Origin of the sequence: Mesorhizobium sp. M0410, from assembly GCF_040321435.1 — a bacterium.
In the GTDB taxonomy this organism is placed as follows: Bacteria; Pseudomonadota; Alphaproteobacteria; order Rhizobiales; family Rhizobiaceae; genus Mesorhizobium.
In genome coordinates this window covers 115,763-140,971 of sequence record NZ_JAMYRN010000002.1, presented here as the reverse complement: position 1 = coordinate 140,971, position 25,209 = coordinate 115,763, and the positions used below count along the sequence as shown (strand labels likewise).

17 protein-coding genes, 2 tRNA genes and 3 pseudogenes are annotated in these 25,209 nt (G+C 62.9%); 13 read left to right on the top strand and 9 right to left on the bottom strand.

Features of this window, described 5'->3' with window-relative positions; translation table 11 throughout:
• Window positions 1–4: 4 nt before the first annotated feature.
• The 8 genes and pseudogenes from fdxH (at window position 5) to NKI63_RS02720 (ending at window position 7,400) form a co-directional block, all read left to right on the top strand.
• The gene (gene fdxH, locus NKI63_RS02755) at window positions 5–955 is read left to right on the top strand and encodes a formate dehydrogenase subunit beta (RefSeq protein WP_352701536.1); all 951 of its coding nucleotides are present in this window, start codon (window positions 5–7) and stop codon (window positions 953–955) included.
• Window positions 942–1,640, top strand: a complete 699-nt coding sequence (locus NKI63_RS02750) for a formate dehydrogenase subunit gamma (RefSeq protein WP_352750963.1) — start codon at window positions 942–944, stop codon at window positions 1,638–1,640. The genes fdxH and NKI63_RS02750 overlap by 14 nt, the downstream gene beginning before the upstream one ends.
• A 111-nt stretch (window positions 1,641–1,751) precedes the next feature.
• Complete coding sequence (gene fdhE, locus NKI63_RS02745; protein ID WP_352750960.1) at window positions 1,752–2,672, top strand: formate dehydrogenase accessory protein FdhE; 921 nt, start codon at window positions 1,752–1,754, stop codon at window positions 2,670–2,672.
• A gap of 7 nt (window positions 2,673–2,679) precedes the next feature.
• A pseudogene (gene selA, locus NKI63_RS02740) lies at window positions 2,680–4,100 on the top strand (L-seryl-tRNA(Sec) selenium transferase).
• Window positions 4,087–4,878 (top strand): tetratricopeptide repeat protein, encoded by a 792-nt coding sequence (locus tag NKI63_RS02735; protein ID WP_352750958.1) that lies wholly within the window; start codon window positions 4,087–4,089, stop codon window positions 4,876–4,878. The pseudogene selA and the gene NKI63_RS02735 overlap by 14 nt, the downstream one beginning before the upstream one ends.
• A pseudogene (gene selB / locus NKI63_RS02730) lies at window positions 4,875–6,710 on the top strand (selenocysteine-specific translation elongation factor); the annotation flags it as partial. The gene NKI63_RS02735 and the pseudogene selB, both read left to right, overlap by 4 nt.
• Window positions 6,711–6,833: 123 nt before the next feature.
• Window positions 6,834–6,929 (top strand) — tRNA-Sec (locus tag NKI63_RS02725).
• A 15-nt stretch (window positions 6,930–6,944) separates the two neighbouring features.
• A complete protein-coding gene (locus NKI63_RS02720) occupies window positions 6,945–7,400 on the top strand; it encodes a hypothetical protein (protein ID WP_352820453.1) in 456 nt (151 codons plus the stop codon).
• 601 nt (window positions 7,401–8,001) lie between these two features.
• Here NKI63_RS02720 and NKI63_RS02715 read toward each other — a convergent pair.
• From NKI63_RS02715 to NKI63_RS02705, 3 genes are read right to left on the bottom strand one after another with little or no spacing between them, the layout of a single operon-like run.
• Window positions 8,002–8,874 carry a carbohydrate ABC transporter permease gene (locus NKI63_RS02715; RefSeq protein WP_352750952.1) on the bottom strand — a complete coding sequence of 291 codons (873 nt, stop codon included), beginning with the start codon at window positions 8,872–8,874 and terminating at the stop codon, window positions 8,002–8,004.
• Window positions 8,871–9,761, bottom strand: a complete 891-nt coding sequence (locus tag NKI63_RS02710; protein ID WP_352750949.1) for a carbohydrate ABC transporter permease — start codon at window positions 9,759–9,761, stop codon at window positions 8,871–8,873. Before NKI63_RS02710 ends, NKI63_RS02715 begins: the two co-directional genes overlap by 4 nt.
• A 43-nt stretch (window positions 9,762–9,804) precedes the next feature.
• Window positions 9,805–11,097 carry an ABC transporter substrate-binding protein gene (locus tag NKI63_RS02705; protein ID WP_352750943.1) on the bottom strand — a complete coding sequence of 431 codons (1,293 nt, stop codon included), beginning with the start codon at window positions 11,095–11,097 and terminating at the stop codon, window positions 9,805–9,807.
• Between the two features lie 445 nt (window positions 11,098–11,542).
• On the opposite strand from NKI63_RS02705, the gene NKI63_RS02700 reads away from it, so the two are divergent.
• The 3 genes from NKI63_RS02700 to NKI63_RS02690 are packed head-to-tail and all read left to right on the top strand — an operon-like array spanning window position 11,543 to window position 14,013.
• On the top strand, window positions 11,543–12,418 hold the full coding sequence (locus NKI63_RS02700; protein ID WP_352750940.1) for an ROK family protein: 876 nt from the start codon (window positions 11,543–11,545) through the stop codon (window positions 12,416–12,418).
• The gene (locus NKI63_RS02695) at window positions 12,415–13,185 is read left to right on the top strand and encodes a GntR family transcriptional regulator (RefSeq protein WP_254820103.1); all 771 of its coding nucleotides are present in this window, start codon (window positions 12,415–12,417) and stop codon (window positions 13,183–13,185) included. The genes NKI63_RS02700 and NKI63_RS02695 overlap by 4 nt, the downstream gene beginning before the upstream one ends.
• Before the next feature lie 36 nt (window positions 13,186–13,221).
• Entirely contained in the window at window positions 13,222–14,013 is a 792-nt protein-coding gene (locus NKI63_RS02690) for a sugar isomerase domain-containing protein (protein ID WP_023678721.1), read from the top strand.
• Window positions 14,014–14,101: 88 nt separating this feature from the next.
• Here NKI63_RS02690 and NKI63_RS02685 read toward each other — a convergent pair whose 3' ends face one another.
• From NKI63_RS02685 to NKI63_RS02660, 6 genes and pseudogenes are all read right to left on the bottom strand, one after another.
• On the bottom strand, window positions 14,102–16,126 hold the full coding sequence (locus tag NKI63_RS02685) for a CHASE2 domain-containing protein (protein WP_352777317.1): 2,025 nt from the start codon (window positions 16,124–16,126) through the stop codon (window positions 14,102–14,104).
• 15 nt (window positions 16,127–16,141) lie between these two features.
• The gene (locus NKI63_RS02680; protein WP_352750934.1) at window positions 16,142–16,954 is read right to left on the bottom strand and encodes a FecR family protein; all 813 of its coding nucleotides are present in this window, start codon (window positions 16,952–16,954) and stop codon (window positions 16,142–16,144) included.
• Between the two features lie 11 nt (window positions 16,955–16,965).
• Complete coding sequence (locus NKI63_RS02675) at window positions 16,966–18,240, bottom strand: tetratricopeptide repeat protein (protein ID WP_352820450.1); 1,275 nt, start codon at window positions 18,238–18,240, stop codon at window positions 16,966–16,968.
• 471 nt (window positions 18,241–18,711) lie between these two features.
• Window positions 18,712–19,899, bottom strand: coding sequence for a magnesium transporter (locus NKI63_RS02670; RefSeq protein ID WP_352820449.1), 1,188 nt, complete (start codon window positions 19,897–19,899; stop codon window positions 18,712–18,714).
• Between the two features lie 602 nt (window positions 19,900–20,501).
• Window positions 20,502–20,576 (bottom strand) — tRNA-Gln (locus NKI63_RS02665).
• 103 nt (window positions 20,577–20,679) lie between these two features.
• Window positions 20,680–20,988, bottom strand: a pseudogene (locus NKI63_RS02660) (VOC family protein); the annotation flags it as partial.
• A 186-nt stretch (window positions 20,989–21,174) separates the two neighbouring features.
• Between NKI63_RS02660 and ppdK the strand changes: the two are divergent.
• Window positions 21,175–23,853, top strand: coding sequence for a pyruvate, phosphate dikinase (gene ppdK, locus NKI63_RS02655; RefSeq protein WP_352820448.1), 2,679 nt, complete (start codon window positions 21,175–21,177; stop codon window positions 23,851–23,853).
• A 134-nt stretch (window positions 23,854–23,987) separates the two neighbouring features.
• Window positions 23,988–25,091 (top strand): glycosyltransferase family 9 protein, encoded by a 1,104-nt coding sequence (locus NKI63_RS02650; RefSeq protein ID WP_352820446.1) that lies wholly within the window; start codon window positions 23,988–23,990, stop codon window positions 25,089–25,091.
• The last annotated feature ends 118 nt before the right edge of the window (window positions 25,092–25,209 follow it).

Here is a 25,209-nt window from a genome sequence, read left to right as displayed (position 1 = left end):
AGCGATGTTTCCTCCACTTCCAAATCCTTCGACGACAGATACCGCACCGCGTTTTTCCGACAAGGACCTCATCCGCCGCTCTGCCTCGAGGGTTCCCGCACCCGAGCAGCACTTGACGGAGGTCGCCAAGCTCATCGATGTTTCGAAATGCATCGGCTGCAAGGCGTGTCAGACGGCCTGCATCGAGTGGAACGACACGCATCCGGAGATCGGCTTCAATGCCGGCGTCTATGAGAATCCTGCCGATCTCACGCCGGACATGTTCACGCTGATGCGCTACAGCGAATGGGACAATCCCGAGACGAACGAACTCGAATGGCTGATCCGCAAGGATGGCTGTATGCACTGCGCTGACCCGGGCTGCCTCAAGGCTTGTCCGGCGCCGGGCGCCATAGTGCAGTATTCGAACGGCATCGTCGATTTCGTCCATGAGAACTGCATCGGCTGCGGCTATTGCATCAAGGGTTGCCCGTTCAACATTCCGCGCATCTCCAAAGTCGATCACACGGCCTACAAATGCACGCTCTGCTCCGACCGCGTGGCTGTCGGCCAAGGACCAGCCTGCGCCAAGGCCTGCCCGACCCAGGCGATCGTGTTCGGCACGAAAGACGAGATGAAACAGCACGCCGACGGCCGCATCAAGGACCTGAAATCGCGCGGCTATTCGAATGCCGGCCTCTACGATCCGCCCGGCGTCGGAGGGACGCATGTGATGTATGTGCTGCACCATGCCGACCAGCCGGAACTCTATTCTGGTCTGCCGAAGGAGCCGAAGATCAGCCCGCTCGTGGAGGCGTGGAAGGGCGTGACCAAATATGCCGGCCTCACCATTCTCGGCGTGGCGGCCGGCGTCGGCCTGCTTCACCATCTGGTCATGGGACCGAACAGGGTCTCCGAGACGGATGAGGAGCATGCCGAAGAGCTGACGGAAGGCGACTACGATGGCCGCGTATGACGTGAAGCCGAACGAGCAGGTACATCCCGGCAAGCCAGTGATCGTGGACCGCTACACGGTTGGCGCGCGGATCAACCATTGGATCACGGCGGCCAGCCTGATCCTGCTCGCCTTGTCCGGCCTTGCCATGTTTCACCCGAGCCTGTTCTTCCTGTCGGGGCTGTTTGGCGGCGGCCAGTTCACGCGCTTCATTCACCCGTGGATCGGCGTCTTGCTCTTCTTCAGCTTCCTTGGGCTTTTCCTTCGGTTCTGGAAGGCCAATTTGTGGAGGCCCGAGGACGGAACGTGGCTCGCACGTTTCCGTGACGTATTGTCCAATCACGAGGACAACGTCCCCGAAGTCGGCAAGTACAATGCCGGCCAGAAGCTCGTCTTCTGGTCAATGTCGATCCTCATCATCATCCTGATTTCGAGCGGCATTGTCATCTGGCAACAATATTTCGCCGCTTACACCGCGATCAGTCAGCAGCGGGTGGCGCTGCTTGTTCATTCGATCGCTGCCGTGGCGATCATCGGCGTGTGGATTATCCATTTCTATTCGGCCATCTGGGTACGCGGCACCATTCCAGCCATGACGCGCGGACGGGTGACCGGCGGCTGGGCTTGGCGGCATCATCGCAAATGGCTGCGTGAACTGATCGCACGCAAACCGGACGGACGTTCGGGATCGAATCCCGCCGAATGAGCGGGCATTATTTTTACGCAATTCCGGACGGAAAGCCGTTATACTTTTCGTGGAATTGCTCTGGAGCAGTATCAAGCCGACCACGTGGCCCGTGAGGTTCGTGAGGTTGAAATGCCAAAGCAACAAGATCCGTCACGCCCTGACCCGACTGTAATCGGCGAGGTCTCGGCCCCACCCTTTGCGCGCCTGCCTGATCCGCGGACCTTGTTCATTCGCCGCTCAGAGCGATTGAATGTGTTGGCGGATGACCACCAGCTCGGCCCCTATCTCCGCTTCCTCGCTGCACTGGCGGATGCGCAGCACCGCATCCAGGACGGATTGCCGGATGTCGAATTGCCGACCGCGGAGGCGCGCGAGCGCGCACGAACCTTCAGTATGCCGCCGCTCGATCGCAACCAATTCACTTCGGATGCCGCCCTTGCAATGACGCTCGGCCGTCTGTTCGAAGTGGCAGCCACGATCGAAAAACCCGAGGCGGCCGCAGCCGCCTTGGACAGGCTCGCGAATATCGATGCGTTCGGGGTCGAATCCATGGTGCGCAATGTGCTCACCGATGCGATCCCAATGAACGCGCTTGCCGAGCATGTCTATGTCGCGGCCGCGCTGCAGGTTCACTTCGCCCGCCTCGCGGCATGTCTCGACAGCTCGAAGCTGGTTCCGGTTGCCGACGGCGCCTGTCCGGCCTGCGGTGGGCCGCCCGTATCCTCGATCATCGTCGGTTGGCACGGCGCACACGGGGCGCGGTTCTGCGCCTGCGCGCTGTGTGGAACATTGTGGAACCACGTCCGCATCAAATGTACGCTGTGCGGCTCGACCAAGGGGATAGGCTATCAGGAAATCGAGGGAGGCTCTGGCACGGTCAAAGCCGAGACCTGCAATGCATGCGGCAGCTATGTAAAGATCCTATCCCAGCACAAGGATCCGGCTCTCGATCCGGTCGCCGACGACGTGGCGACGCTCGGCCTCGACCTGCTCGTCCGCGAGGGTGGCCATCGCCGCGGATCGTTCAATCCGTTCCTGGTTGGCTACTGACAATACGATGACTGCTTCATCCGCAAACCCTTTACGCAATCTTCCGTCGGTCGACCAAGTGCTGAGGACCCCGCTGGCGGTGGCCGCAATCGAGCGCTTCGGACGGCAGGCCGCGACGGAGGCCATTCGCCGAGCCGTCGCCGATGCGCGAATGGCCTCCCGCAATGCCGGAGCGATCGTGCCGGAGGCAAACGATCTTGCCGGCGACGCACTTTTGCAGCTCAGGGATGGCGAACGACCTTCCCTGCGCCCCGTTTTCAACCTGACCGGAACGGTGCTGCATACCAATCTGGGACGTGCCCTCCTTGCGAAGGAGGCGGTCGATGCTGTTCGGCTGGCAATGAGCGAAGCGGTGGCTCTCGAATTCGATGTCGAGAACGGCGGGCGCGGCGAACGGGACGATCATCTTCGATCGCTCGTTTGCGAGCTGACCGGAGCCGAGGATGCAACCGTCGTCAACAACAACGCGGCCGCCGTCCTTCTCGTACTCAACACGCTGGCGCTCGGTCGCGAAGCGATCGTTTCGCGGGGCGAGTTGATCGAGATCGGCGGCTCTTTCCGAATGCCCGAGATCATGACGCGCGCCGGCGCCAGGCTTGTCGAGGTCGGCACCACCAACCGCACCCATCGCAAAGACTATGTCACGGCGATCGGCCCGGAGACCGGGCTCATCCTCAAGGTGCACACATCGAACTACCGGGTCGAAGGATTCACGGCAGAGATCCGGGCCCCCGAGCTCGCTGCAATCGCCAAGGCGCATGGGATGCCGCTGGTCCATGATCTCGGTTCGGGCACGCTGGTCGATCTAGCCCGCTACGGCCTTGGGCGCGAGCCGACCGTGCGCGAGGCGGTCGCCGACGGCGCCGATCTCGTCACATTCTCCGGCGACAAGCTGCTCGGCGGTCCGCAGGCGGGTTTCATCGTCGGCTGCAGGGACCTGCTCGCAGCGATCCGCCGCAACCCGATGAAGCGGGCGCTCAGGGTCGACAAGCTTCGTTTGGCCGCGCTCGAAGCGACGTTGAAGCTCTACCGCGACCCAGACCGCCTGGCCGAGCGCCTGCCGACGCTAAGGCTGCTCTCGCGCTCGGTGAGGGAGATTGCAGCGCAGGCAAAGCGCCTTGCTCCCCTGGTTGCTGACGCCGTGGGCGAAGCCTTTGCGGTCGACACGGTGGAGTGCCGGAGCCAAGTCGGATCCGGCGCGCTGCCGCTCGAAACCGTGCAAGCGCCGGGCTTGCTCTCAAGTCGCGCTCAGGGAGCGGCCGGGCGCTCGAAGCGCTTGCGGCTGCGCTGCGTGGGCTGGGCGTCCCCGTGATCGGGCGCATCGAAAACCAGGCGCTCGTGCTCGATTTGCGCTGTCTGGAAGACGAGGCGAACTTCATCGCCAATCTAGCCGGCTTAAATCCGGGAGGAACCGATGCGCTGGCGTGACCGCCTTGCGCGCCGCCCAGCCGAGACGCCTGTGGCCGCACGCATGACCGAGGCCCTCGAAGCCGCGCGGCGAGGCGACCATGCCGTGGCTCTCTCCATATGGGAGCCGCTGGCTCACCGGGGCGTGGCCCGCGCTCAGAACAATATCGGCGCCTGCTTCGCCGAAGGGCTCGGCGTCGAGCGCGATGCGGAAATGGCCTTTCGCTGGCTGGCGCTCGCCGCCGAGGCAGGGGATCCTGTCGGGCAAAGGAATCTGGCGTCGCTTTATTTCCGCGGCGAAGGCGTCGAGCAGGACTTTCGCCGGGCGGCCGAGCTCTATCGGGCCGCAGCGGAAACTGGCGACGGACCGGCGCAGGATATGCTGAGCTGGATGCTGCTGGAGGGCGAAGTGATGCTTCCCGATGTCGGCGAGGCGCGACGCTGGGCGCTTGCCGCGGCCGATCAAGGCATCGCATCCGCGATGACCCGGATCGGCATGCTCTATCACAATGCGCTCGGCGTGCCGCGCGATCCGGACGAGGCTGTCCGCTGGTGGCGCCGTGCTGCCATGCGAGGAGACGCCGAAGGGCAGGCAATGCTCGGTGCCGCCTGCCATCTTGGCACGGGCGTGCCTGCTGACGCGGTCGAGGCGCTGGTTTGGCTCCTGCGTGCCCAGGCAGGCGGCAGCGCCCTTGCCAGCCGCTATCTGGCTGCGGTGCGGGCCGAATTGAGCGCGGGCGATGCCGCCGAGGCCGAGCGTCGCGCCGCCGCGCCGTGGCCGGAGGCCGCATCATCATGATCGTTGGCACGGCGGGACATGTCGACCATGGCAAAACTGCGCTGGTGTATGCGCTGACCGGTATAGACACCGATCGTTTGCAGGAGGAAAAGACACGCGGCATGACGATCGATCTGGGCTTCGCCTATTTGCCGGTGCCGGGTGGGGATAGCATCGGTTTCGTCGATGTTCCCGGGCACGAGCGTTTCGTACACACGATGCTGGCCGGCGCCAGCGGCATCGACTTCGTGTTGCTCGTGGTGGCCTCCGACGACGGCGTCATGCCGCAAACCCGGGAGCATCTCGCCATCGTCGATCTGCTCGGTGTCAAGCGCGGCGCCGTCCTGCTCACGAAATGCGATCTGGCCGGTCCCGAGCGCCGCACTGCGGTGGCGAACGATATCCGCTCGGTGCTTGCCGGGACGATGCTTGCCGAGGCCCACCTGATTCCCGTCTCGGTCCTTACGGGCGAAGGTATCGATGAACTCAGGTATCTCTTGTTCGAGGAGGCGTCGCATCTTGCCCGGCGTACAGATTCGGGCCGTTTTCGATTAGCGGTGGACCGCTCGTTCACGCTGCGCGGCGTGGGCACCGTCGTGACGGGCACCGTGCTTTCGGGTTCTCTCGGTATTGGGGACAACGTGGTCGTAAGCCCGTCGGGATTGCTTGCGCGGGTTCGATCGATCCACGCCCAGAACCGGCCGGCCGAACGTGGTCGGGTGGGAGACCGGTGTGCGCTCAATCTGACCGGCGAAAGGGTTTTCAAGGAGGCGATCCGGCGCGGCGACGTGATTGTCGATCCGGAGCTTCACGCGCCGTCGGGCCGGATCGACGCAAGCCTTCGCGTTCTGCCGGGGGAACGCAAGCCGATCGGCCAATGGTTTCCGGTGCGGCTCCACCATGCCGCGACGGAGGTCGGGGCACGCATCGTACTCCTCGGAGACGAACCGATCGGGCCTGGCGGCACGGCCAATGTTCAATTGGTGCTGGACAGTCCGATCGCGGCCGCTGCCGGCGACGTTTACGTGGTGCGCGACACCTCCGCGCAGCGAACCATCGGCGGCGGACATTTTCTCGATCTGCGGGCGCCCAGCCGCAAGCGCCGCGTGCCGGAACGGCTGATCCAACTCGATGCCCATGCGCTATTGGCGCCCGAACTGGCCGCCGCCGCACTCCTTGATGCGCCGCCCCACTATTTCGACCTGAAGGCTTTTGCGCGCGACAGGGCGCTTAGTGACTGCGAGACGAAAGGTCTGATCGATCAACTCGGGCTTGTCCGTTTTACCGTCGGAGAAATGCTTCTCGTGCTGTCGCCGGAGCGCTGGTTGCGATTTAAGCGCGACTTGGCCGCGACCCTGGTGACCTTCCATGCCGACAATCCGGATTTGCCCGGTGTAGGAATGGAGAGACTGCGTATTGGGCTTGATCCACGTCTGCCGGCCTCCTCTTTCATAGCAGTTCTGCGGAGCCTTTCGCACGTTGGAGAAGTTGCCTTGGACGGCGCCTGGGTGCGGCTACCCGGTCATGAGGCGCACTTGACGGCAAAGGATGAAACTCTCTGGCTGCAGATCCAGCCTCTCATTGGCGGACCCGAACGATTCCATCCGCCGAGGGTGTGGGATATTGCCGAGGTGCTGGGCTCGCCGGACACCGAAATCCGGCGGCTTCTGAAGCTTGCCGGCCGCATGGGGAAGGTCCACGAGGTCGCTCATGACCACTTCTTCCAGCGCGAGGCATTGGCGCAGATCGTCGAGATCGCGCGCGACCTTGCTGCGTCGATGCCCACAGGGCAGTTCACCGCTGCTCAATTTCGCGATCGCGTGGGCAGCGGACGCAAGGTCGCCATCCATGTCCTCGAATTTCTCGATCGGCACGGCGTGACGCTGCGGCGGGGAGACTTGCGCCGTCTGAACAGGCGCAGGCTGGACCTGTTCCGCCTGACAGGCGAGGGTGAGCCGCCGATGGCGCAAATTTCTGGAGGAGCATCGTCCCCGGTGGGGCGTCCGGACTTCAAATCCGGGAGGGGCCGCGAGTCGGTCTCTGGTGGGTTCGACTCCCACTCTCTTCCGCCATCCTAGTGAGCCAAGATGAACCCGACGGCTTCCTTTCTGAATGACCTGAAAACGACGGCTGAGACCGCCAGGACAACCGAGGCAAGCTTCAGGCGACAAGCGTCCAATCAGATCGCGGTTCTGGAACAGGAGCGCGCTTTCGCCTTCAGGCGGCTCAACCTCATGCAGGATATCTCCGACGCCGTGGCCTCAGCCGAAAGTGAGGAGATCGCCGTGGCCAACGCTTTGGCCGTCTTGCGCTTGCGGCTGGGCTGGAATGCGGACAGCGAGGCGCGCACGGAAGCGATCACGCATTTTGGACCGGTTGCGCTTGCGTTGTTCCAGGCCGCGAAGTTGCCCGACGACGAACCCGCCACCAATATCGGCGAGGCCCTTGCGATTTTTGAGCATTGGTACTCCGAATCCCGGGGATCGCCGTTCTGGGCGCTGTTCGAGCACCAGATCGTTGACACGCCGCTGGTCGACTTTTGACCGAGCGGACTTTTCGGCATACCCGGACGTGAGCGCAGAGAGCGCAATGTCGCTTTTTACCGACAAGATGCGGTAACCGGCGCCTCGGCCACCGCCGTAAGCAGCTGCTTTGGGCGCGGATGCCGGAAGGCGTTCCCTCCCATGACAGAGGCGGCGTAGCGCGGTCGTGTGGCCAAACGGCCATGCCGGTGGCGAAGGACATCGGCCGCTCCCAGTTATATCAGCATGAGAGCGGCGTACTGCATGGTCAGATCGAAGCCTCCACCCGAAGCCAGGGCGAGCGATACCGCCGCCGCCGAATCGCCCAGCGGCAAGCGCGTCTATGATACGGCCCCAGACACCAGCCCGACCCCACCTAACGAAGTGGTTGTAGCAAGTGGCGATATCCCGCTCCTTGGGTGATGAGCACAGTTACATATATAGCAGCATAACCAATATCATCTGGACCCCTTGAGGGGGCTGCGCTGGATGCACGTTGGCAGCGGGGCATTCGCGTCGGATTCGCCGATGAACAGATAGCTTCAGAACGCGGCTATCTGCGTAGCTCCGTCACCAGCGCGTCCCAATGACAGCCGGGCGGATGCCGGCAGTGCCGCCGACGCTATCCCTTGATCGCCGAGCCGACGATCGAATCCACGAAGAAGCGCTGCAGGAAAACGAACAGCACCAATGGAGGCAGCACGGCAAGTGTGGCGCCGGCCATCACCAGTCCAGTATTGAGGGCGCCTCTGTTGTAGCTGAGCAGGCGGCTGAGGCTGATGACGATCGGATAGTCGTGTGCATTGCCCTGTAGAACCGTCAGCGGCCAGAGATAGCTGTTCCAATGATAGACGAAGGCAAACAGCGCCAATGCCGCGATTGCCGGTGCCACGCTCGGCGCGACGATCTTGAACAGGATCAGGAGTTCCGACGCCCCATCCATCCGTGCTGCGTCGATCAAATCGTCCGGCACGCCGGCGATGAACTGGCGCATCAGGAAAATGCCGAAAGCATTGGCGAGGTTGGGAACGATGATGCCGGCAAGGCTGGCATTCAGGCCGATCGATCCGACGAGCCGGTACAACGGGATCAGCGTGACGATCGGCGGCAGGAACATTGTGGCGATCAGCACGGAAAACAGCAACGAGCGGCCGGGAAAGTGATGCTTGGCGAAGGCGTAGCCAGCCATCATGCTGGTGACCAGAATGCCGGCGGTGGTGATCGTGGCGATCACGAGCGAATTCCACATTGAGCGGCCGACATTGATGACGCTGGAGACTTTCTCGTAGGCTTCGAGGCTCGGCGTGCGCGGTATCCACACCGGCGGCACCTGCATGGTTTCGGCCGGCGTCTTCAGGCTGGAGAGCACCATCCACAACAGCGGGAAGGCGGAGGCCACGGCAACCAGCAGCATCAGCGTGGCGAGCAGCGCTCTGCGGCCGGCCAAGCGTTTGCGCGCCAACCGGCTCGATCCTGAGCGGCCCCGCGCGCTCATTGGTCATCCTTCCGGTTGGCAAATGCAAACAGCGCGCACACAACGACGATCAGCGCCAGCATCAGCATCACTGCCATGGCCGAGCCCAATCCGCCTTGCGCGCGCTCGATGCCGACACGGCGGATGTGATAGGTCAGCACGTTGGTCGAGCCGACCGGCCCGCCTTGGGTGATCAGCGCGACCGGCTCGAATATCTGCACGGCGTTGATGATGGCGATGACGGCGCTGAACAGAAGCGTGCGCCGCAGCAGTGGCAAGGTGATGAAGCGGAACTGTTCGCGCCGGTTGGCGCCGTCCAGAGTCGCCGCCTCATAAAGACTGCCCGGGATCTGGGTCAGCCCGGCAACGGCCAGCACCGTAAAATAGCCGATCTGCTGCCAGACATTGAGCACGACGATCGAGATCAACGCCGATCTTGGCGAGGACAGCCAGGGTTGCGGGCCGATGCCGGCGAGGCCGAGCATCTGGTTGAGCGGCCCTTCGCTCGGCGAATAGAGCTTCGACCAGACCAGCGTCACGGCGATCATCGGCACCATGTAGGTGGAAAACAACACGGTCCGCAGCGCCGTGCCGCCTGCGACATCGCGCTGGTAGACCATCAAGCCGAACGCTACCGAAAGGGGCAGGATGAGCATCACCGACAATGCCGTGTAGATGGCGGTATTGAGCAGCGCTCGCTTGAAATCCCGCCCGACCGAGGTCGGTCCGAATATTTCGCGAAAATTGTCGAAGCCGATGAAGCTCGCACTGGAAAAAGGTGTTTGCGTTGACCAGTCCTGGAATGACAGCCAGATGGTGAGCAGCATCGGCAGCAGGATGAAAACGCCGATCAATGTCACGGCGGGCGCCAGCATGATGCCCGCCGAGGCACGATAGGTCTTGATCATCGCTCTGCTTCCAAAGCGTCGGGCTCACGAAACGGCGCCTTCGCTATTTGGCGGCACGCTCCAGGATCGAGACGGCATCGGCCTGCGCGTTCGCCTGCGCATCCTTGGCCGAGAGCTGCCCATACTGCAATGCCTCGAGCGTCTGCTGGAGCGATTCGCTGAACTCCTGCCCTCCCGGGACGACAGGGAAGGGCTTGGCGTCGGCAAGCACGCTGACATAGCCGGACAGGAACTCGGAACCGAGGTTGTCCTTGTGGGCTTCGATGTCGGAGGTCCGCGTCGGCAGGATGCCCATCGACATCAGAATATCCGACATTGCCGAGGCGCCGTTCTTGCCGGACTTCGGACTGTTCAGCCATGCCAGGAAATCCCATGCCGCTTTTTGCTCGGCCTGACCGGCATTGGCGTTGACGACGGTCATCCACGAATAGGAGATCGAGTGCGGCTTGTCGCCGCTCGGACCGACCGGGATGGGTGCGGTAGCGATATTGGAGAACTTGTCGCCCATGCCACTCTTCAATGCGCTTTCCCACCAGTTGGCCATGATGATCATGCCGGTCTTGCCGGAGACGAAATTGTCCAGGAAGGGGCCGGTGGTGTTGGCGTCGGCGGTGGCCATCGCCGGATCGCTGGCGCCGGACTTGATCAGATCCTCGTAGAGCTGGAAAGTCTCGCCGGCTTGAGGACTGTCGAGCATCGGTTTGCCGTCCTTGACCAGCTCGCCGCCATTGGAGACCAGCAGCGAGGCGAACGGGTGGACGACGCCCGCGGCCCAGGAATTGATCATGCCGAAACCTTGCTGGCCGGCATCTTTCCTGGTCAGCTTCTGGGCCGCATCCTTCAATTCGGACCAGGTCTTCGGTGCGGCCGTAATGCCGGCCTGCTTGAATAGCTCCTTGTTGTAGTTCAGCGCATAGACGTCGATCTCGTTTGGAATGCCGTAAAGCGTGGCGCCAACAGAGGCCGCACTGACGACACCGGCCGGCCACGCACTCTTGACCTCGCCGGCAACCGTATCGGGGGCCGGCGCGACCAGCTTGTCTCGCGCCAGTTCGGGCAGCCACAAATCGTAGATACCGCCGATCGTCGGCCCATCGGAACTGCCGCCCTGGGAACGCAGTGTGGTCAGGAGGTCGCCGAAGGGGACGGCGCGGATGGTGACGATCACATCCGGATTGCTCTTGGCGTAGTCCTTGGCCGCGGCGTCCAGCAGAGCGACCGTTTCGGGCGACCAGTGGGTAAGATAGGAGATGCTGACCGATTGCGCCCATCCAGCGGTGGGCGAGGCTAGCAGCCCTGCAGCCAATGCCAGTTTCGAAATCCAAGCCAAAGACATCCGGGATCCTCCGCGTGGGCGCACAGCGATATGAACGACGTTATGACAACTTGAAGCAACGATGCAAGGGCTATCTTCGCGGAGAGTTCCTGGCCGGCGCCGTTGGCGATTTCTTATCTGGCCTATGAGGGCAGAGATGTGTCATTGAAAACAGATAATTAGCTGCGATCGCTAAGGTTGTTTATCACTGCCGGAAATGCCCAAACGTGCCGCAAAGCTCTTGCGAACAAAGTCATGTCGTTATAATGATACTTACCCCGCCGCAAAGGAAGCCGATGTCGAATGAGAGACTGATCATGGTTCATCGACGCGCTGCGCTCAGCCTGATTGGCGGCTTCGCCGCCGCGTGCACCGGGGTCTGTATCGCACTGCCGACCAGAGCCGACGACACCGTGAGGAACTGGCGCGCCGAGGACCGGGCGGCAGCCAGTCGGAGTCGCTCTCGATGACACGCGTTCTGGCCATCGATCTTGGCGGCACCAATTTGCGCGCCGCAATCCATACCGGCGATGTTCGCTGGCTGGAGATGCTCAGCCGCGAGCCTGCGCCGGCAAGCCTTGATGCCTTCGTCGCCCGTATCGGCGCGTTGCGCGCCGAGGCCGGTCCGGTCGAGGCACTTGGCCTGGCGGTGCCGGGGCTTGTAGAAGGCTCGGTCTGCCACTGGGTTCCGAACCTGTCCTATCTCGACGGTGTCGACATCGCGGCGTTGTTTCCTCGTCTGCCTGTTGCCATTGGCAATGACGCGCAGATCGCCATGCTGGCCGAGGCGGTCGAAGGTGCTGCAACAGGCTTGTCCGATGCCATCCTGCTGGCGATCGGCACCGGCATCGGCTCCGCCGTTCTGGCCAATAATCGCATCGTCGCCGGCGCACGTGGCGGCGCCTGCTCATTCGGCTGGGCCTGCGCCGACATCGAGGATGAAGGCGAGGACCGCAGCGGCTGGCTGGAGCGCTTCGCTTCCGGGCGGGCGTTCGACGCCGCGGCGCGCCAGATCGGGCTGGCCAATGGCGGCAGGCTGGTCGAGGCCGCCCGGGCCGGCAAGACGGCCGCCCTTGACGCATTGGAGTTGCCGGCGCGCCGGCTGGGCACCGCCCTTGCGAGTGCGGTCGCGCTGCTCGATCCCCAGGCAGTCCTGATTTCCGGCGGCCTTGCCGATGCGCTGGACGTGGTGGGGCCGCCGCTGCTTGCGGCATTGCGGCGTCAGCTGCCGCCGCATCTGCGCGGCGTCGTTCTGCGGTCCGGCGAATTCGGTTCCCGCGCCGGTCTCGTCGGCGCCTCGCTGGCCGGTCTCGCCGGAGCACAGTGGAGGCAGATAAGATGAGCGAGCCGAGCTTTCAGCAACCGGACCGCAAAAGGCCCGAGCCGCTCTGGTATCAGGTGGAAGAGGCCATCCGCGCCATCGTCAAGAGTGGCGAGTGGGCGACTGGCGACCAGATTCCGGCCGAAGACAGACTGTGCGCCCTGTTCGGGGTGAGCCGCATCACGCTGCGCCACGCGCTGCGCAATCTGGAGGAGCACGGGCTGCTCAGGCGCGAACATGGCCGTGGCACCTTCGTGCGCTCCACCACGCTGGTCGCCGGCACCCGCGAACTGACCAGCTTCACGCAGGAAATGGGCAATATGGGCGTGGTCGCGGGCTCGCGCTTGCTCGACTGCAGCCTGACCACCGCCAATGCCGCCGCGGCCGGAGCGCTGGAGATCGAGGAAGGCGACCCGGTGGTGCGCGTCCGCCGGCTCAGGCTCGGCAACAACGAGCCGATCGGTATCCAGACGGCGCAGCTCTCGGCCGCGCGCGTGCCCGGCTTTCTCGATGCCGGCCTGCTGCAGGGCTCGCTCTACGAAGCGCTGGAGCGCCATTACGGCATCGTGCCGGTCGCGGCACGCGAAAACTACCGTGTCGGTGCGGTCGGGGCGGCGGATGCCGAGTTGCTCGATCTGCCCGCGGGGAGTCCCGCTTTCGTGGTCGAGCGCATCACCACCGACGAGCGCGGCCCGTTCGAATTCACCGTCTCGGTCATGCGTGGCGACCGCTACGAAATCCGCTCGACGCTGCGTGCCGGTCGCGCCGCGCCAACCGCAAGAAGCTGAGCCATACCCAAGCCGACCCATAACAGGAGTACCGACGTGTCCGATCTTTACATACCTCGCCTTGCCGCCCTCATCGAACAGGCCTCGAAAGCCAATGCCGAAGCTTTTGGTGAGGCGGCCAGCCGCTTTGCCGACACACTCGAGAGCGGTGGCTTGGTTCATCTCTACGGCTCTGGCCACTCGGTGTTGCCGGTTCAGGAAGTGTTTCCGCGCTACGGCAGCTATGTCGGCTTCAATCCGCTGACCGACCCGCGTGTCATGTGGCATAATGTGCTCGGCGCCGGCGGCGTGCGCGAACTTCTGTGGCTGGAGCGGACCGAGAAATACGCCGAGAAATTCCTAGATCACCAGCCGCTCAACAAAGGCGATTCGATCATCATCTTCGGCCACAGCGGCCGCAATTCGTCCGGCATCGACACCGCGCTTTACGCGAAAAAACGCGGCATCTTTGTCGTTGCGGTGACCAGCAAGAACAATCTCGACAAGCCGGCGACGCACTCTTCCGGCAAGCGGCTTGCCGATGCCGCCGACCTTGTCATCGACACCTGCTCGCCGATCGAGGATGCCATCGTGCCGGTCGAGGGCTGGAGCCGGCCGGTCTCCGGTTCGTCGACCGTGCTTGCCATGATCCTGGCGCATGAGTTGATCGCCCGCACCGCCGAGGCGCTTTCGAAGCGCGGCATCGAGCTGCCGGTTTTTGCCTCGCCGACGATTGCCGGCGTCACACTGCACGACACCGACGTCATCTATGGCGTCTATCGCGAGAAAATGCTCGAGGCGCAGAAGAAGCACCTGCCCACCTTCCAGGCGACCATGCGCGGCGAATAACCGGGGAGGGCACGCAAATTTGCGAGGCCTTCCGAAGGGCGTAGTCAGGTCACGAGGCGGCGACACCCCCGCGCACCGCTGGAGCCGATCAGTTTCGGAGTGCAGGATCAGGAGGAGCTGTTTTTGGGGACAGCGGTGAACCGTCGACCAGGTCTGGGCCGCCAGATTGCCCGCCATTCTGAATCGCTTGTTCGCGGCTCGTATCATGGTGCAGCTCCGGAACGGTGAAAACCGGCACCTCACCCTTGAAACCCTGGAGCTCAAAGGCGCCCGCCTGGACGACTGGCATCGATGCTCCCTTCGCAAAGCCGGGACCAAGCACCAGGGGGATGCGCAGCTTCTTGGTCGTCGATTCGAGCCGTGCCGTGCGGTTCACCGGCGAGCCGATCGCGGTGTAGTCGAAGCGCCGCTCGGAGCCGAAATTGCCTACCGAGCAGATGCCGGTCTCGATGGCGACGCCGATTGCGATAGAGGGGTGGCCGTCGGCGGTGAAAGCAGCGTCTTCGCGCTTTACCCGTTCTATCAGGGCTAGCCCCGCGTCGAGCGCGCGCTCGCGATGATCCGGCTGATCAAGCGGCGCGTTCCAGAAGGCCAGCACGGCATCGCCCATAAATTTGTCGATGGTGCCGTCGCGCTTGAGGATCTCATCGGTCGCAATGCCGAGGAAGTGGTTGACCACCTTTGCGATTTCCTGGGTATCGAGTTGTTCGCTCATCGTCGTGAAGCCGCGTATGTCGCTGAGCAGGATTGTGATCTCGCGCTTCTCGCCGGACAGGATGGCTTCGGTGTCCGAGCTTGCGAGGCGCTGCACCACGGAAGGCGACAGATACTGGGAGAACTGCCGTGCCAGGGTGGACCGGCGCTGCTCGCTGCGCCTGTAGAGGACATAGCCTTCGAAGCTGGCTACCAGGATCGTCGCAAGCGCCGGCTGCAGCGGGTCATAGAGTGTACCCTGCATATTATATTCGAGAGCACCGAACACGAACGGCGTGACGGCCAGCAGCGCGAGAGCCAGGGCACCAAGCACGACACGTTCGGCGAGCATTCCGGAAAGCCCGATGAACATGATGGCAGTGAGGACAAACCAGAGCCGCTCCACCGTGCGCGCGTGCATTGGCTCCGCCAGGTAGCGCCCGGCAAGCAACTGGCCGATTGCATCGGCGTGGATGTCCGCGCCTGGTCGCGCTGGACGTGTCGGGGTGGGCAGGTACTGCGTCAGTCCCACGGCCGACAGATCCACAATGACAATGGCATCCCGCAGCCGCTGATCGCTGTCGCCCGAAAGGATAGTGCTGGCAGATATGCGTGGCGTATCGGTGCTGGTTTCCCAAAGGCGGATGGTCCCCTCCGGCTCGAGCGGCACGATGGCGCCGGCCATCCTGAGCGCGTCGAACCCGGCGGCATTCAGGCGGGCTATGTAGCCGTCCTGTCCGGCATAAAGGCGCAGGAGTTCGAGTGCGAAGGACGGCCACAGCTGCACGCCTTGAGCGGTGTTGCGAAGCCAAAGCAGCGGCACATGGCGCAGTACGCCGTCTGGATCTGGCAGGGTGCGAATGACGCCGAGGCCCGCGGCGGCGTTCGAGAATTGGGCAAGCGAGCCGGTCAGGCCGGTGAAGCCGGGAAGTGTGTCGGGTACCTGCCCGACGATCGACCAGCCGGCTTTGGGCTCTGCTTCTGAAACTGTCGCCTCGTTGCCCAGGCTGACGGCAAGCGCCGTTCGGTTTTTGGCCAGCGCCGCTGCCAGGCGCTTGTCTCCGGCGATGCCCTCAGGCGAGGTGTCGGCCTCGGGCAGCACCAGCGCAAGCCCGATCACCGCGGCGCCGGATGCGGTGATGCCATCGACCAGATCGGCCAGGAGGCCACGGTTCCAGGGCCATCGCCCATGTGCCTTGAGGCTGGCGTCGTCTATCGAGACGATCACGACAGGATTGCTCGTCGCTTGGCGCGGGGCGAGAAACTGGTAGAAGTCGTATGTGCGTTCGCGGAGGCGCGACAGCGGCCCGTCGAAAGCCAAATGGCAAGCGAGCAGCAGGAGCACGACCGCAAGACCGGATATTTTGCGCCTGCCAGCTTGCCGCCAATCAGCCCAGCGCCAACCGACCAAGAGGCTCATGTCGTGCGGCCAGGCCTAATTGCAGTAGTAGCAGCAACCTTCACCCTCACACTCGCCATCATCCTTCACCCCGCCGCCCACAGGTGGCGTTAGGCTGTCGGGGAACTCCATGACCACTCCCGGTAATGCGCCGTCGGTGGACTCGCAGACTTTGAGCGAGCCGCCGAGTGCCGACGCACAAATCGCGCTTACATCCAGTCCAGGACCCGGTGCGCCTGGCAGGCCGGTGCCGGCTATCCGGTCGATGCTGTCCAATATCGGGAATGTGTCGATGCCGCCGTAGCCGGTCAGCAGCTTGCCATCGTCCGATGTGCAGGCGTAGCCCGGGTTTGTGATGACCAGCCGTTTGCCATTGATCGTGCAGGTCATGCGGCCGGCGCGCAGTATGCCGACGGTCTGGCCGGCTGCCACCAGCACTTCGATGATGCCGCCTCTGGCGCCGAGCACCATATGCGGCGTCGCAACCTGCATGACGCCGCCTTTCGAAACCTGGCCGCCATAAAAACGGGCCAGGCCGCTGTTCATCCCGATGTCGATTTTTCCAGATACGGAGCCCGGATTGTAGACGAATTCATCGATCGTCAGGCTGGTGTTCGGACCAATCTTGGCGCTCGATTCGTCCCGGAACACCAGCATTCCAAGACCGGTGGGATCGCTGCGCAACTGATCGCCGAGTTCCACGCCGGCACCGACGTTCATTGTCCCGCCGTTGTTGCGGACGATGTTGGTCTGGTAGGCCGTCATCGACCCGATCGTTTCAGCGGCGGATGGTGCCGCGAAGGCAAGGCAGGCGACAAAAATGGCGATCTGACGGTACGGGGTCCTCATCGCGGCCTCTTTCAATTGAGCGTCAACGTGTAGCTCATGAGCATTTCGAACGATTTCCGGTCGCGGTTGGCGATGTCGAAGTTGGTTTCGCGATAGGCGAGATCGACGCTGATCTTCTGCGACTCCGTCAGCTGAAAATCGCTTTCCGAGGCAATGCGCCAGAAGTCGCTCTTGATATTTGTGCCGATGCCAACGGACAGATCGGGAGTGTTGCTGTGGCCGGCCGAGAACGCGACCTGGTGCGACCATGCGAAAAGATCCGGTACGGTCATCAACAGGCCGCCATAGCGGATCTCGCCCGTGTAGCTGTGGCCGATTTCGCCAGATCCGGAGGCGAAGTCATTTGACCCGACAAAGCGCAGTCCGAGCGCCTGGCCATTGCGGAAGCGGTAGCTGCCGCCTGCCTCATAGAAAACCCTGCTATCGGCGAAAATGCCTTGCGAGGCGCTTAGATCGATGTAGCCGCCGCCTGCAAAAAGCGTCGTCTCGACCGTCGGGCGCACAAGAAAGCGTCCACTGAGGCCGATGCCGGTTTCTTGGATATCGCTGTCGAAACGATCTGTAACAGTAAACGCCGAAAGCAGCAGGCGCAGCGAATCGATCCCACTATTGGGCAGCCCCTTGTCCCAGGTGATAGCGGCGTTGCCGTGGACGAAAGTCTCCTTGCTACCCGGAACCGACAGGTCTTCCGTGAAAAAGCGCTGTGTCGCAGTCAACGACCCCGAAAGGACCAGGGCGTCGGCGCTTGGCGTGCCGAGGTCCCATCGCACAAAGCCTTCCGCCCGCCCATAGGGCGAGACGAAGCTGTCGTCGTCCTGCGCCCCGCCGGGCTCAAAATCGGTGAATGCGCTGAACACGCCGCCGGTCAGAGCGAGTTCCCAGGTGACGCCACGCAAGGCGCGCTCGATGCGGGCGAGCAGGCGAACAGCTTCCTGCTGCTCGCTCGCCGACAGGCCGCCGACTTCGATGCCGTACTGCACCTGCCGCCGGGCCAATTCGTAGGAGCCGACATGATAGTACAACCGGCTGGCCGCCAGCCGGGCGCGCGCATCGCGGGGATATTTGATCAGATACTGCTCGATCGAGGAGATCGCCTGATCGTATTGTCCTGCATTGACGGCAACCGTGACGAACTGGGCGAGCGTTCCGTTGTCGGCCGGACTGGCGATGCGGGCTGAAAACGCATCGTCATAGGCCGAAAAAAGACCCTGCGCGCCAGCCGGCAATGCGCTGCTACAAAGCAGCGCCGCGGCGCAGCCGACGATTGTTCGAAACGAAGATTGCATGCCGAGAACCACCCCAAACCCGACCAGTGCGAAGGACTTAGCACGACCACAAGAAAAAAGGCGACTGAACTTTGGCGAAATCGTCCGAGTTTTCAACAGCTGTTGCAGCCGCGCAACAAACTATCGGGTCCATTCGTATTTCGGCTGCGCTGGTTGTCAAAACATCTTCTCAGCGTTTCTGTAACAATGGAAGTATTCGTCACCAGCCGCAACTAATTCAATCATCACCAATCGTGGATCCCACACCCGACAAGATTAATATTCTCTGCGCGTATCTGGTCACCGCCCGACACATATAGCTCATCCAAAGGTCTTCCTTGGGCGTTGCGCAAGCGGTCGGAAGCTGCAGGGCCGATGCTTGTCGCAACGGCCTGTGCGATTGCGGGCTGGTCTTCGCAATTTCGTCCGCCGCCGACGTAGTCAGCTTGTAGGAACCCATCTCCCAGGGAATGCGTCACCGGAGGCGCCCTGCTACAGCACGAGCATGGTGGCCAGCCCCAGCATCAGGCCCATGCCTACGATATCTGTCACAGTGGTGAGAAAGATCGCCGAAGCGACCGCCGGATCGGCGCCGACCCGGCGCAGGCCCAGCGGGATCAGCACGCCGGAGATTCCGGACATGAGGCACGATCCGGACATGGCGAGCAGGATGACAAGCGCCAGCATGGGCGCCTGGGCTGCCGACTCCGGTTGCCGCGAGGCGTAGAACCACATCGCCGCACCCGCAACAAGGCCGACGAGCACGCCGTTGGCAATCCCCAGCGCGCCCTCCCTCATCACCAGGTGCAGCTTCGATCGTTTGTCCACATCGCCAAGGGCAAGGCCACGCAGCGTCATAGCCAGTGCCTGGCAGCCGGTGTTTCCGCTCTGCCCGGCCAAGACCGGGAGGAATGCCGCCAGGGCGACGATCTTCTCGATCGTGCCTGTGAACGAGCTGACCACGAAAGCGGCCATGAAGGCCGTCAGTAGGTTGAGCTGCAGCCACGGATGCCGCTTCAAGAAGGCTGAAAACAGCGGCGTAAAAGAACGCTCCTCCTTCTGGACACCCACCATCTGGCCCGACTGGGCAGAAATCTCGATGATTTGCTGCTCGAACAGCCGCCAGCCGCGGACCTGCCCGAGCAGCCGGTTCTCCGCGTCCACCACGGGATAGACAGGGTAGTGACGGCGTACCGCCGCCTTGCATGCGTCGCTCAAAGAGAGATCGGCGGGGAGGGCGAACGGCTTCGGCAGCATGATCTGATCCACCGTGGCGTCCGCTTCGCTCAGCATCAGATCGCGCAGGACCACGAGGCCAACCAGTTTATCGCCCTGGTCGGTGATGTAGAGATAAGTGAGCTCGGTCGGCACCGGGGTGCGTCTGACGGCCTGCACTGCGGCGGCTACTGTCGTGCCGACGGGAACGCTGGCGGGAATCGGGTCCGTCAGTTCGATGAGCGACTCGGGGACCGCGACGTCCTTGCCATCGCCATGAGGCTTGACGGGCCGCATATGCGGCGGCAAATGCTCCGCCACCTTGCGGGCGTGCCGGTCTGGCAACAACTTTAGTGTGTCCCGGATGAACTCGGGAGACTCTCGGGCCAGCAATACCGCCGCGTCATCAGGTGCTCGAGCACGCAGCGTGCGTACCAGCCTCTCAACGTCGTTCTCTTCCTTCATCTGTTCCCCCAATTGCGAGTGTCTTGCCTCTGACGGTATGACACGGATCGGATCGCTCTGTCCTGGCGCAGTGGCCCATGCGCCTCGATCCGGAAACTTCGCCTCTTTGGGCGCCGAGTGGACCGAACCGAGACAGATCTGAGCCATTGCGGGGTGCATACAGGCGGGCTGTAACGTCAGAGTGTCGCCGAGAATTTGACGTGTTGCGAACTTCACCGGTCTTCCGGGCTTTGCGATCACGCCGCAGCAATAAGACTTAAACCCGGAAATTCTGCAGAGGCAGGATCGCGGGCGTTCGAACCTGATTGCCTCATCCGGCGCATCTTGCCAGGTTCACCAGCTATTGACGCCACGGCCGGTTAAGATCTGCGACTGCTTGCACACAAGGATGTGGAGCACGAGCTCCTTCGAGGACGATTTCATGACGGTCTTGCACCAAACTTCGGCAAGTTCGTTGCGTCTTCATGCACTATGATCTCGGATACATCGACTTGGAACAGAGGACCTTGCAGACCATCGACAACCCATTCGGCACGAGGTTGTCACCCATGTCTTAGGTACAAACTGTTCCCTATGTCTCCGGGCCGTACACAGCTGACGCTTGGCTGGGGCGCCAGGATTCGAACCTGGGAATGTCGGTACCAAAAACCGATGCCTTACCACTTGGCGACGCCCCAACAGCCGGAGCGTGCCCGCTGTGCGCGCGGCCTTATAGGACGAGCCGCGAGAAAGCTCAATGCCGACATATCGACTATGCGCGACCGACCCGCTAGTTTTGCAGTCGACGAAATGGAACCGCCTGCCGCCGGGGAATGAAAAGATCGTCTTGACCACGGTGCCGCCGGCATTCTCGACGGCGCTTAGTGTTTCCTCCAGCCTTTCGGAATAGATCACGCGCAGCGGCTTGGCCGGCGCATCTTGGCCATCCGCCTGAAAACCGCCGTCCAGCCCTTCGGCAAAAGCTGAATAGGTTGGCCCGTAATCGGTGAACGACCATGAGAAGGCTGCACTGTAGAAGGCCTTCACGCTGTCCAGCGTTCCGCCTGTCGCTGGCATTTCCAGATAATCGAGCTTTCCGGCCATTCTCATCGTTCTGCCTTTTGTTCTCGTTATGTTCTACAACAAAGCTTTCCAGAAAGCAAGTCTTTTCTGTGCCGCTTTCTCTTAATCGATTGTAGAGGCCGGCGGGCACTGCCAACGGCTTGCCTTTCGCACTGCAGCATCATATCGCTCGATTTGTCAGTATTTCCAATCTCCTGCAACCGGGGAGCAAGCATGACCAAGTGGGTCTACACCTTTGGCGATGGTGCTGCGGAAGGCCGTGCCCACGACCGCAATCTGCTCGGCGGCAAGGGCGCCAACCTGGCCGAAATGTGCAGCTTGGGCCTGCCGGTGCCGCCGGGCTTCACCATCACCACCGAGGTCTGCAACGCCTATTACGCCAACGACCACGCGTATCCGGCCTCGCTGGAAGCGGACGTTGCGGTCGCGCTCGACCATATCGGTCGGCTGACCGGACGCCGTTTCGGCGATCCCTCGAAACTGCTTTTGGTGTCGGTTCGCTCAGGGGCGCGCGCCTCGATGCCAGGCATGATGGACACCGTGCTCAATCTCGGCCTGAACGACGAGACGGTTGAAGCACTGGCCGCCGATTCAGGCGATCCGCGTTTTGCCTACGACAGCTACCGCCGTTTCATCCAGATGTATTCCGATGTCGTCATGGGCCTCGACCATGAGGTGTTCGAGGAAATCCTCGAGGACCAGAAAGGCGGCCTCGGCCATGAGCTCGACACCGAGCTGACGGCGATCGAATGGCAAGGCGTGATCGCGCTCTACAAGGCCAAGGTCGAGGAGGAGCTTGGCAAGCCCTTTCCACAGGATCCGCACGAGCAGCTCTGGGGCGCCATCGGCGCGGTGTTTTCCAGCTGGATGAACAACCGCGCCATCACCTACCGGCGCCTGCACGATATCCCCGAAAGCTGGGGCACAGCGGTCAACGTCCAGGCCATGGTCTTCGGCAATATGGGCGACACTTCGGCCACCGGCGTCGCCTTCACCCGCAATCCGTCGACCGGCGAAAAGCAGCTCTATGGCGAGTTCCTGGTCAATGCCCAGGGCGAGGATGTCGTTGCCGGCATCCGCACGCCGCAGAACATCACCGAGGCTGCGCGGATTGCCGCCGGCTCCGACAAGCCGTCGCTGCAAAAGCTGATGCCGGACGCCTTCCAGGCTTTCGTCAGCATCTCGGACCGCCTGGAACAGCATTACCGCGACATGCAGGATCTCGAATTCACCATCGAGCGCGGCAAATTGTGGATGCTGCAGACCAGGTCCGGCAAGCGCACCGCCAAGGCGGCGCTGAAGATTGCCGTCGACATGGCCAGGGATGGACTGATTTCGAAGGAGGAGGCCGTCGCCCGCATCGACCCGGCCTCGCTCGACCAATTGCTGCATCCGACCATCGATCCGGAGACCGCGCGGGATGTGATCGGGGTCGGCTTGCCGGCCTCGCCGGGCGCTGCCACCGGCGAGATCGTGTTTTCCTCGAACGACGCCGAGGAGGCCAAGACGCAAGGCCGCAAGGCGATCCTGGTGCGCATCGAGACCAGCCCCGAAGACATCCACGGCATGCATGCGGCCGAAGGCATCCTGACGACGCGCGGCGGCATGACCAGCCACGCCGCCGTGGTGGCGCGCGGCATGGGCAAGCCTTGCGTTTCGGGCGCCGGCTCGCTGCGCGTCGACTACAAAGCCGGCACGCTGATGGCGATGGGCGCGACCTTCCGCAAGGGCGACATCATCACCATCGACGGCGGCAACGGCCAGGTGCTGAAAGGCGCTGTGCCGATGCTGCAGCCGGAACTCTCGGGCGATTTCGCCGCCATCATGGAATGGGCCGACGGTGCGCGCCGCATGAAGGTGCGCACCAATGCCGAGACGCCGCTCGATGCGCGCATGGCGCGCTCCTTCGGCGCCGAAGGCATCGGGCTTTGCCGCACCGAACACATGTTCTTCGACGGCGACCGCATCGTTGCCATGCGCGAGATGATCCTGGCCGATACGGAAAAAGACCGGCGGACGGCGCTGGCCAAGCTGTTGCCCATGCAGCGCTCGGATTTCCTCGAACTGTTCGAGATCATGGCCGGCCTGCCGGTGACGATCCGCCTGCTCGATCCGCCGTTGCACGAATTCCTGCCGAAGACCGAGGAGGAGGTGGCCGAGGTCGCCGCTGCCATGAACGTATCGCCGGACAAGCTCAGGCGGCGCACCGACGCGCTGCACGAGTTCAATCCGATGCTCGGCCATCGCGGCTGCCGGCTTGCGGTCTCTTATCCAGAAATCGCCGAGATGCAGGCGCGCGCCATTTTCGAGGCGGCCGTCGAGGCCGGCAGGAAGGCCAGCGCGCTGGTGGTCCCGGAGATCATGGTGCCGCTGGTCGGGCTGGCGAAGGAGCTCGAATTCGTCAAGGCGCGCATCGATGCCGTCGCCAAGAGCGTGATGGAGGAAACCGGCGTCAAGATCACCTATCTGACCGGCACTATGATCGAACTGCCGCGCGCCGCGATCCGCGCTCATGTCATTGCCGAGGCGGCCGAATTCTTCTCCTTCGGCACCAACGATCTGACCCAGACCACCTTCGGCATCTCGCGCGACGACGCGGCCTCGTTCCTCGAGACCTACCGGCAAAAAGGCATCATCGAGCAGGATCCGTTCGTGTCGCTCGATATCGAGGGCGTCGGCGAACTGGTGCGTATGGCGGCCGAAAAAGGCAGGGCAACGCGGCCGGAGATCAAGCTCGGCATTTGCGGCGAACATGGCGGCGATCCAGCGTCGATCCATTTCTGCGAGGAGGTCGGCCTCGACTATGTCTCGTGCTCGCCCTATCGGGTCCCGATTGCCAGGCTGGCCGCCGCACAGGCGGCAGTGAAGGTTGCAAAGAACGGCCGCGGATAGGAGTTGGAGTCCACCGGCATCTGACCTTACCGATTTGTAACCAAATTCACGCGAACGTGCGGTGACGGCTCCAAATCCCGACATCGTTTCTGCCCAGTTTCCGGCCCCCGAACCCGCCCCGGTGCCAGAAACAGATGCTGCAGAACCCGCCCACGCACGTCCGCTCGATTCTCATCCTCCAGACGAAATTCATCGGCGATCTTGTCCTCGCCTCGGCGCTCGCCAGAAACCTGCGCCTCGAATATTCAAAGGCCAGGATCGTGTTCCTTTGCGAGGCGAGCTTTGCCAGTTTCCTGACGGCTCATGGCATCGCCTCGGACGTGGTGGCGTTCCGGCGCGCCCGGATGCGTGGCACCCCACTGGAGCGTGGCCGCGAACTTTACGCGATGGTGCGCGCTCTGCGCCGGTTCCGGTTTGACCTGACCATCGACCTGGCCGATTCCAGAACCTCACGCATCATCGTGAGATTCATCAACGCCAAGACCCGCGTCGGATATGATCCTCCTGAAAAACCGTTGCGCTGGCTGGAACGCCAGCCCGCCAACGTCCTGGCCAAGCCGTTTGGCTTTGGTGGCCGGCATTATCTCCACCGCTATCTATCGCCGCTTGAGGCGCTTGGCGTAGAGTTGCGTGCGCCGGTCCCAACGATTGAGCCGCTGCCGCAGGAGACCGCCAAGGCATTGGCGCTTCTCGACCGGCATCATCTGCGGCGTAACGCCTTCATAGCCGTTCATGCGGGAGCGAGCTTCCGGGGCCGGCAATGGCAACCGGAACGTTTTGCGCTGGCGATCGACGAGCTCTCGCGACAGACCGGGTTGGACTTCCTGCTTGTCGGCGGCCCCGGTGAACAGGCATCTGCCGAGCGCATCGTCGCCAAGGCCGTTTCGCCGGTCGTCAATTTGGTCGGGGCGCTGTCGCTGGCAACGCTGCTGGCGGTCCTCGGCCAGGCACGCCTGTTTCTGGGGAACGAGAGTGGCCCGATGCACATGGCGGCCGCCGCCGGAACGCCGGTTGTCGGCCTCTTCGGCCTGACCGACCCCGCCGTCTGGGGTCCTGTCGGCGTGGCCAGTGTTACGCCGCGGCCCTCCATGCCTTGCGAGTGCATAGCCAGGGACCTGTGCCGCCGTCCCGATCCGAGCAAGGCTTGCTGCGTCTGGCGACTAGAGGTTAAAGCGGTTGTCGACGCGGTGCGCGCGATCCTTTCACGTACGGTTAAGGACGTCGAGCACGCATTGTGACCTCGTGCTTGCCAAAGGTCAGGCCGGTGGTCAAATTGCCGCTGCCGACGCTTTTGCAGGGGCATCGTCCCGATTTCCGCCTTGATGCCGGTCTTGGGGTCGCCGCTTCAACTTTGAT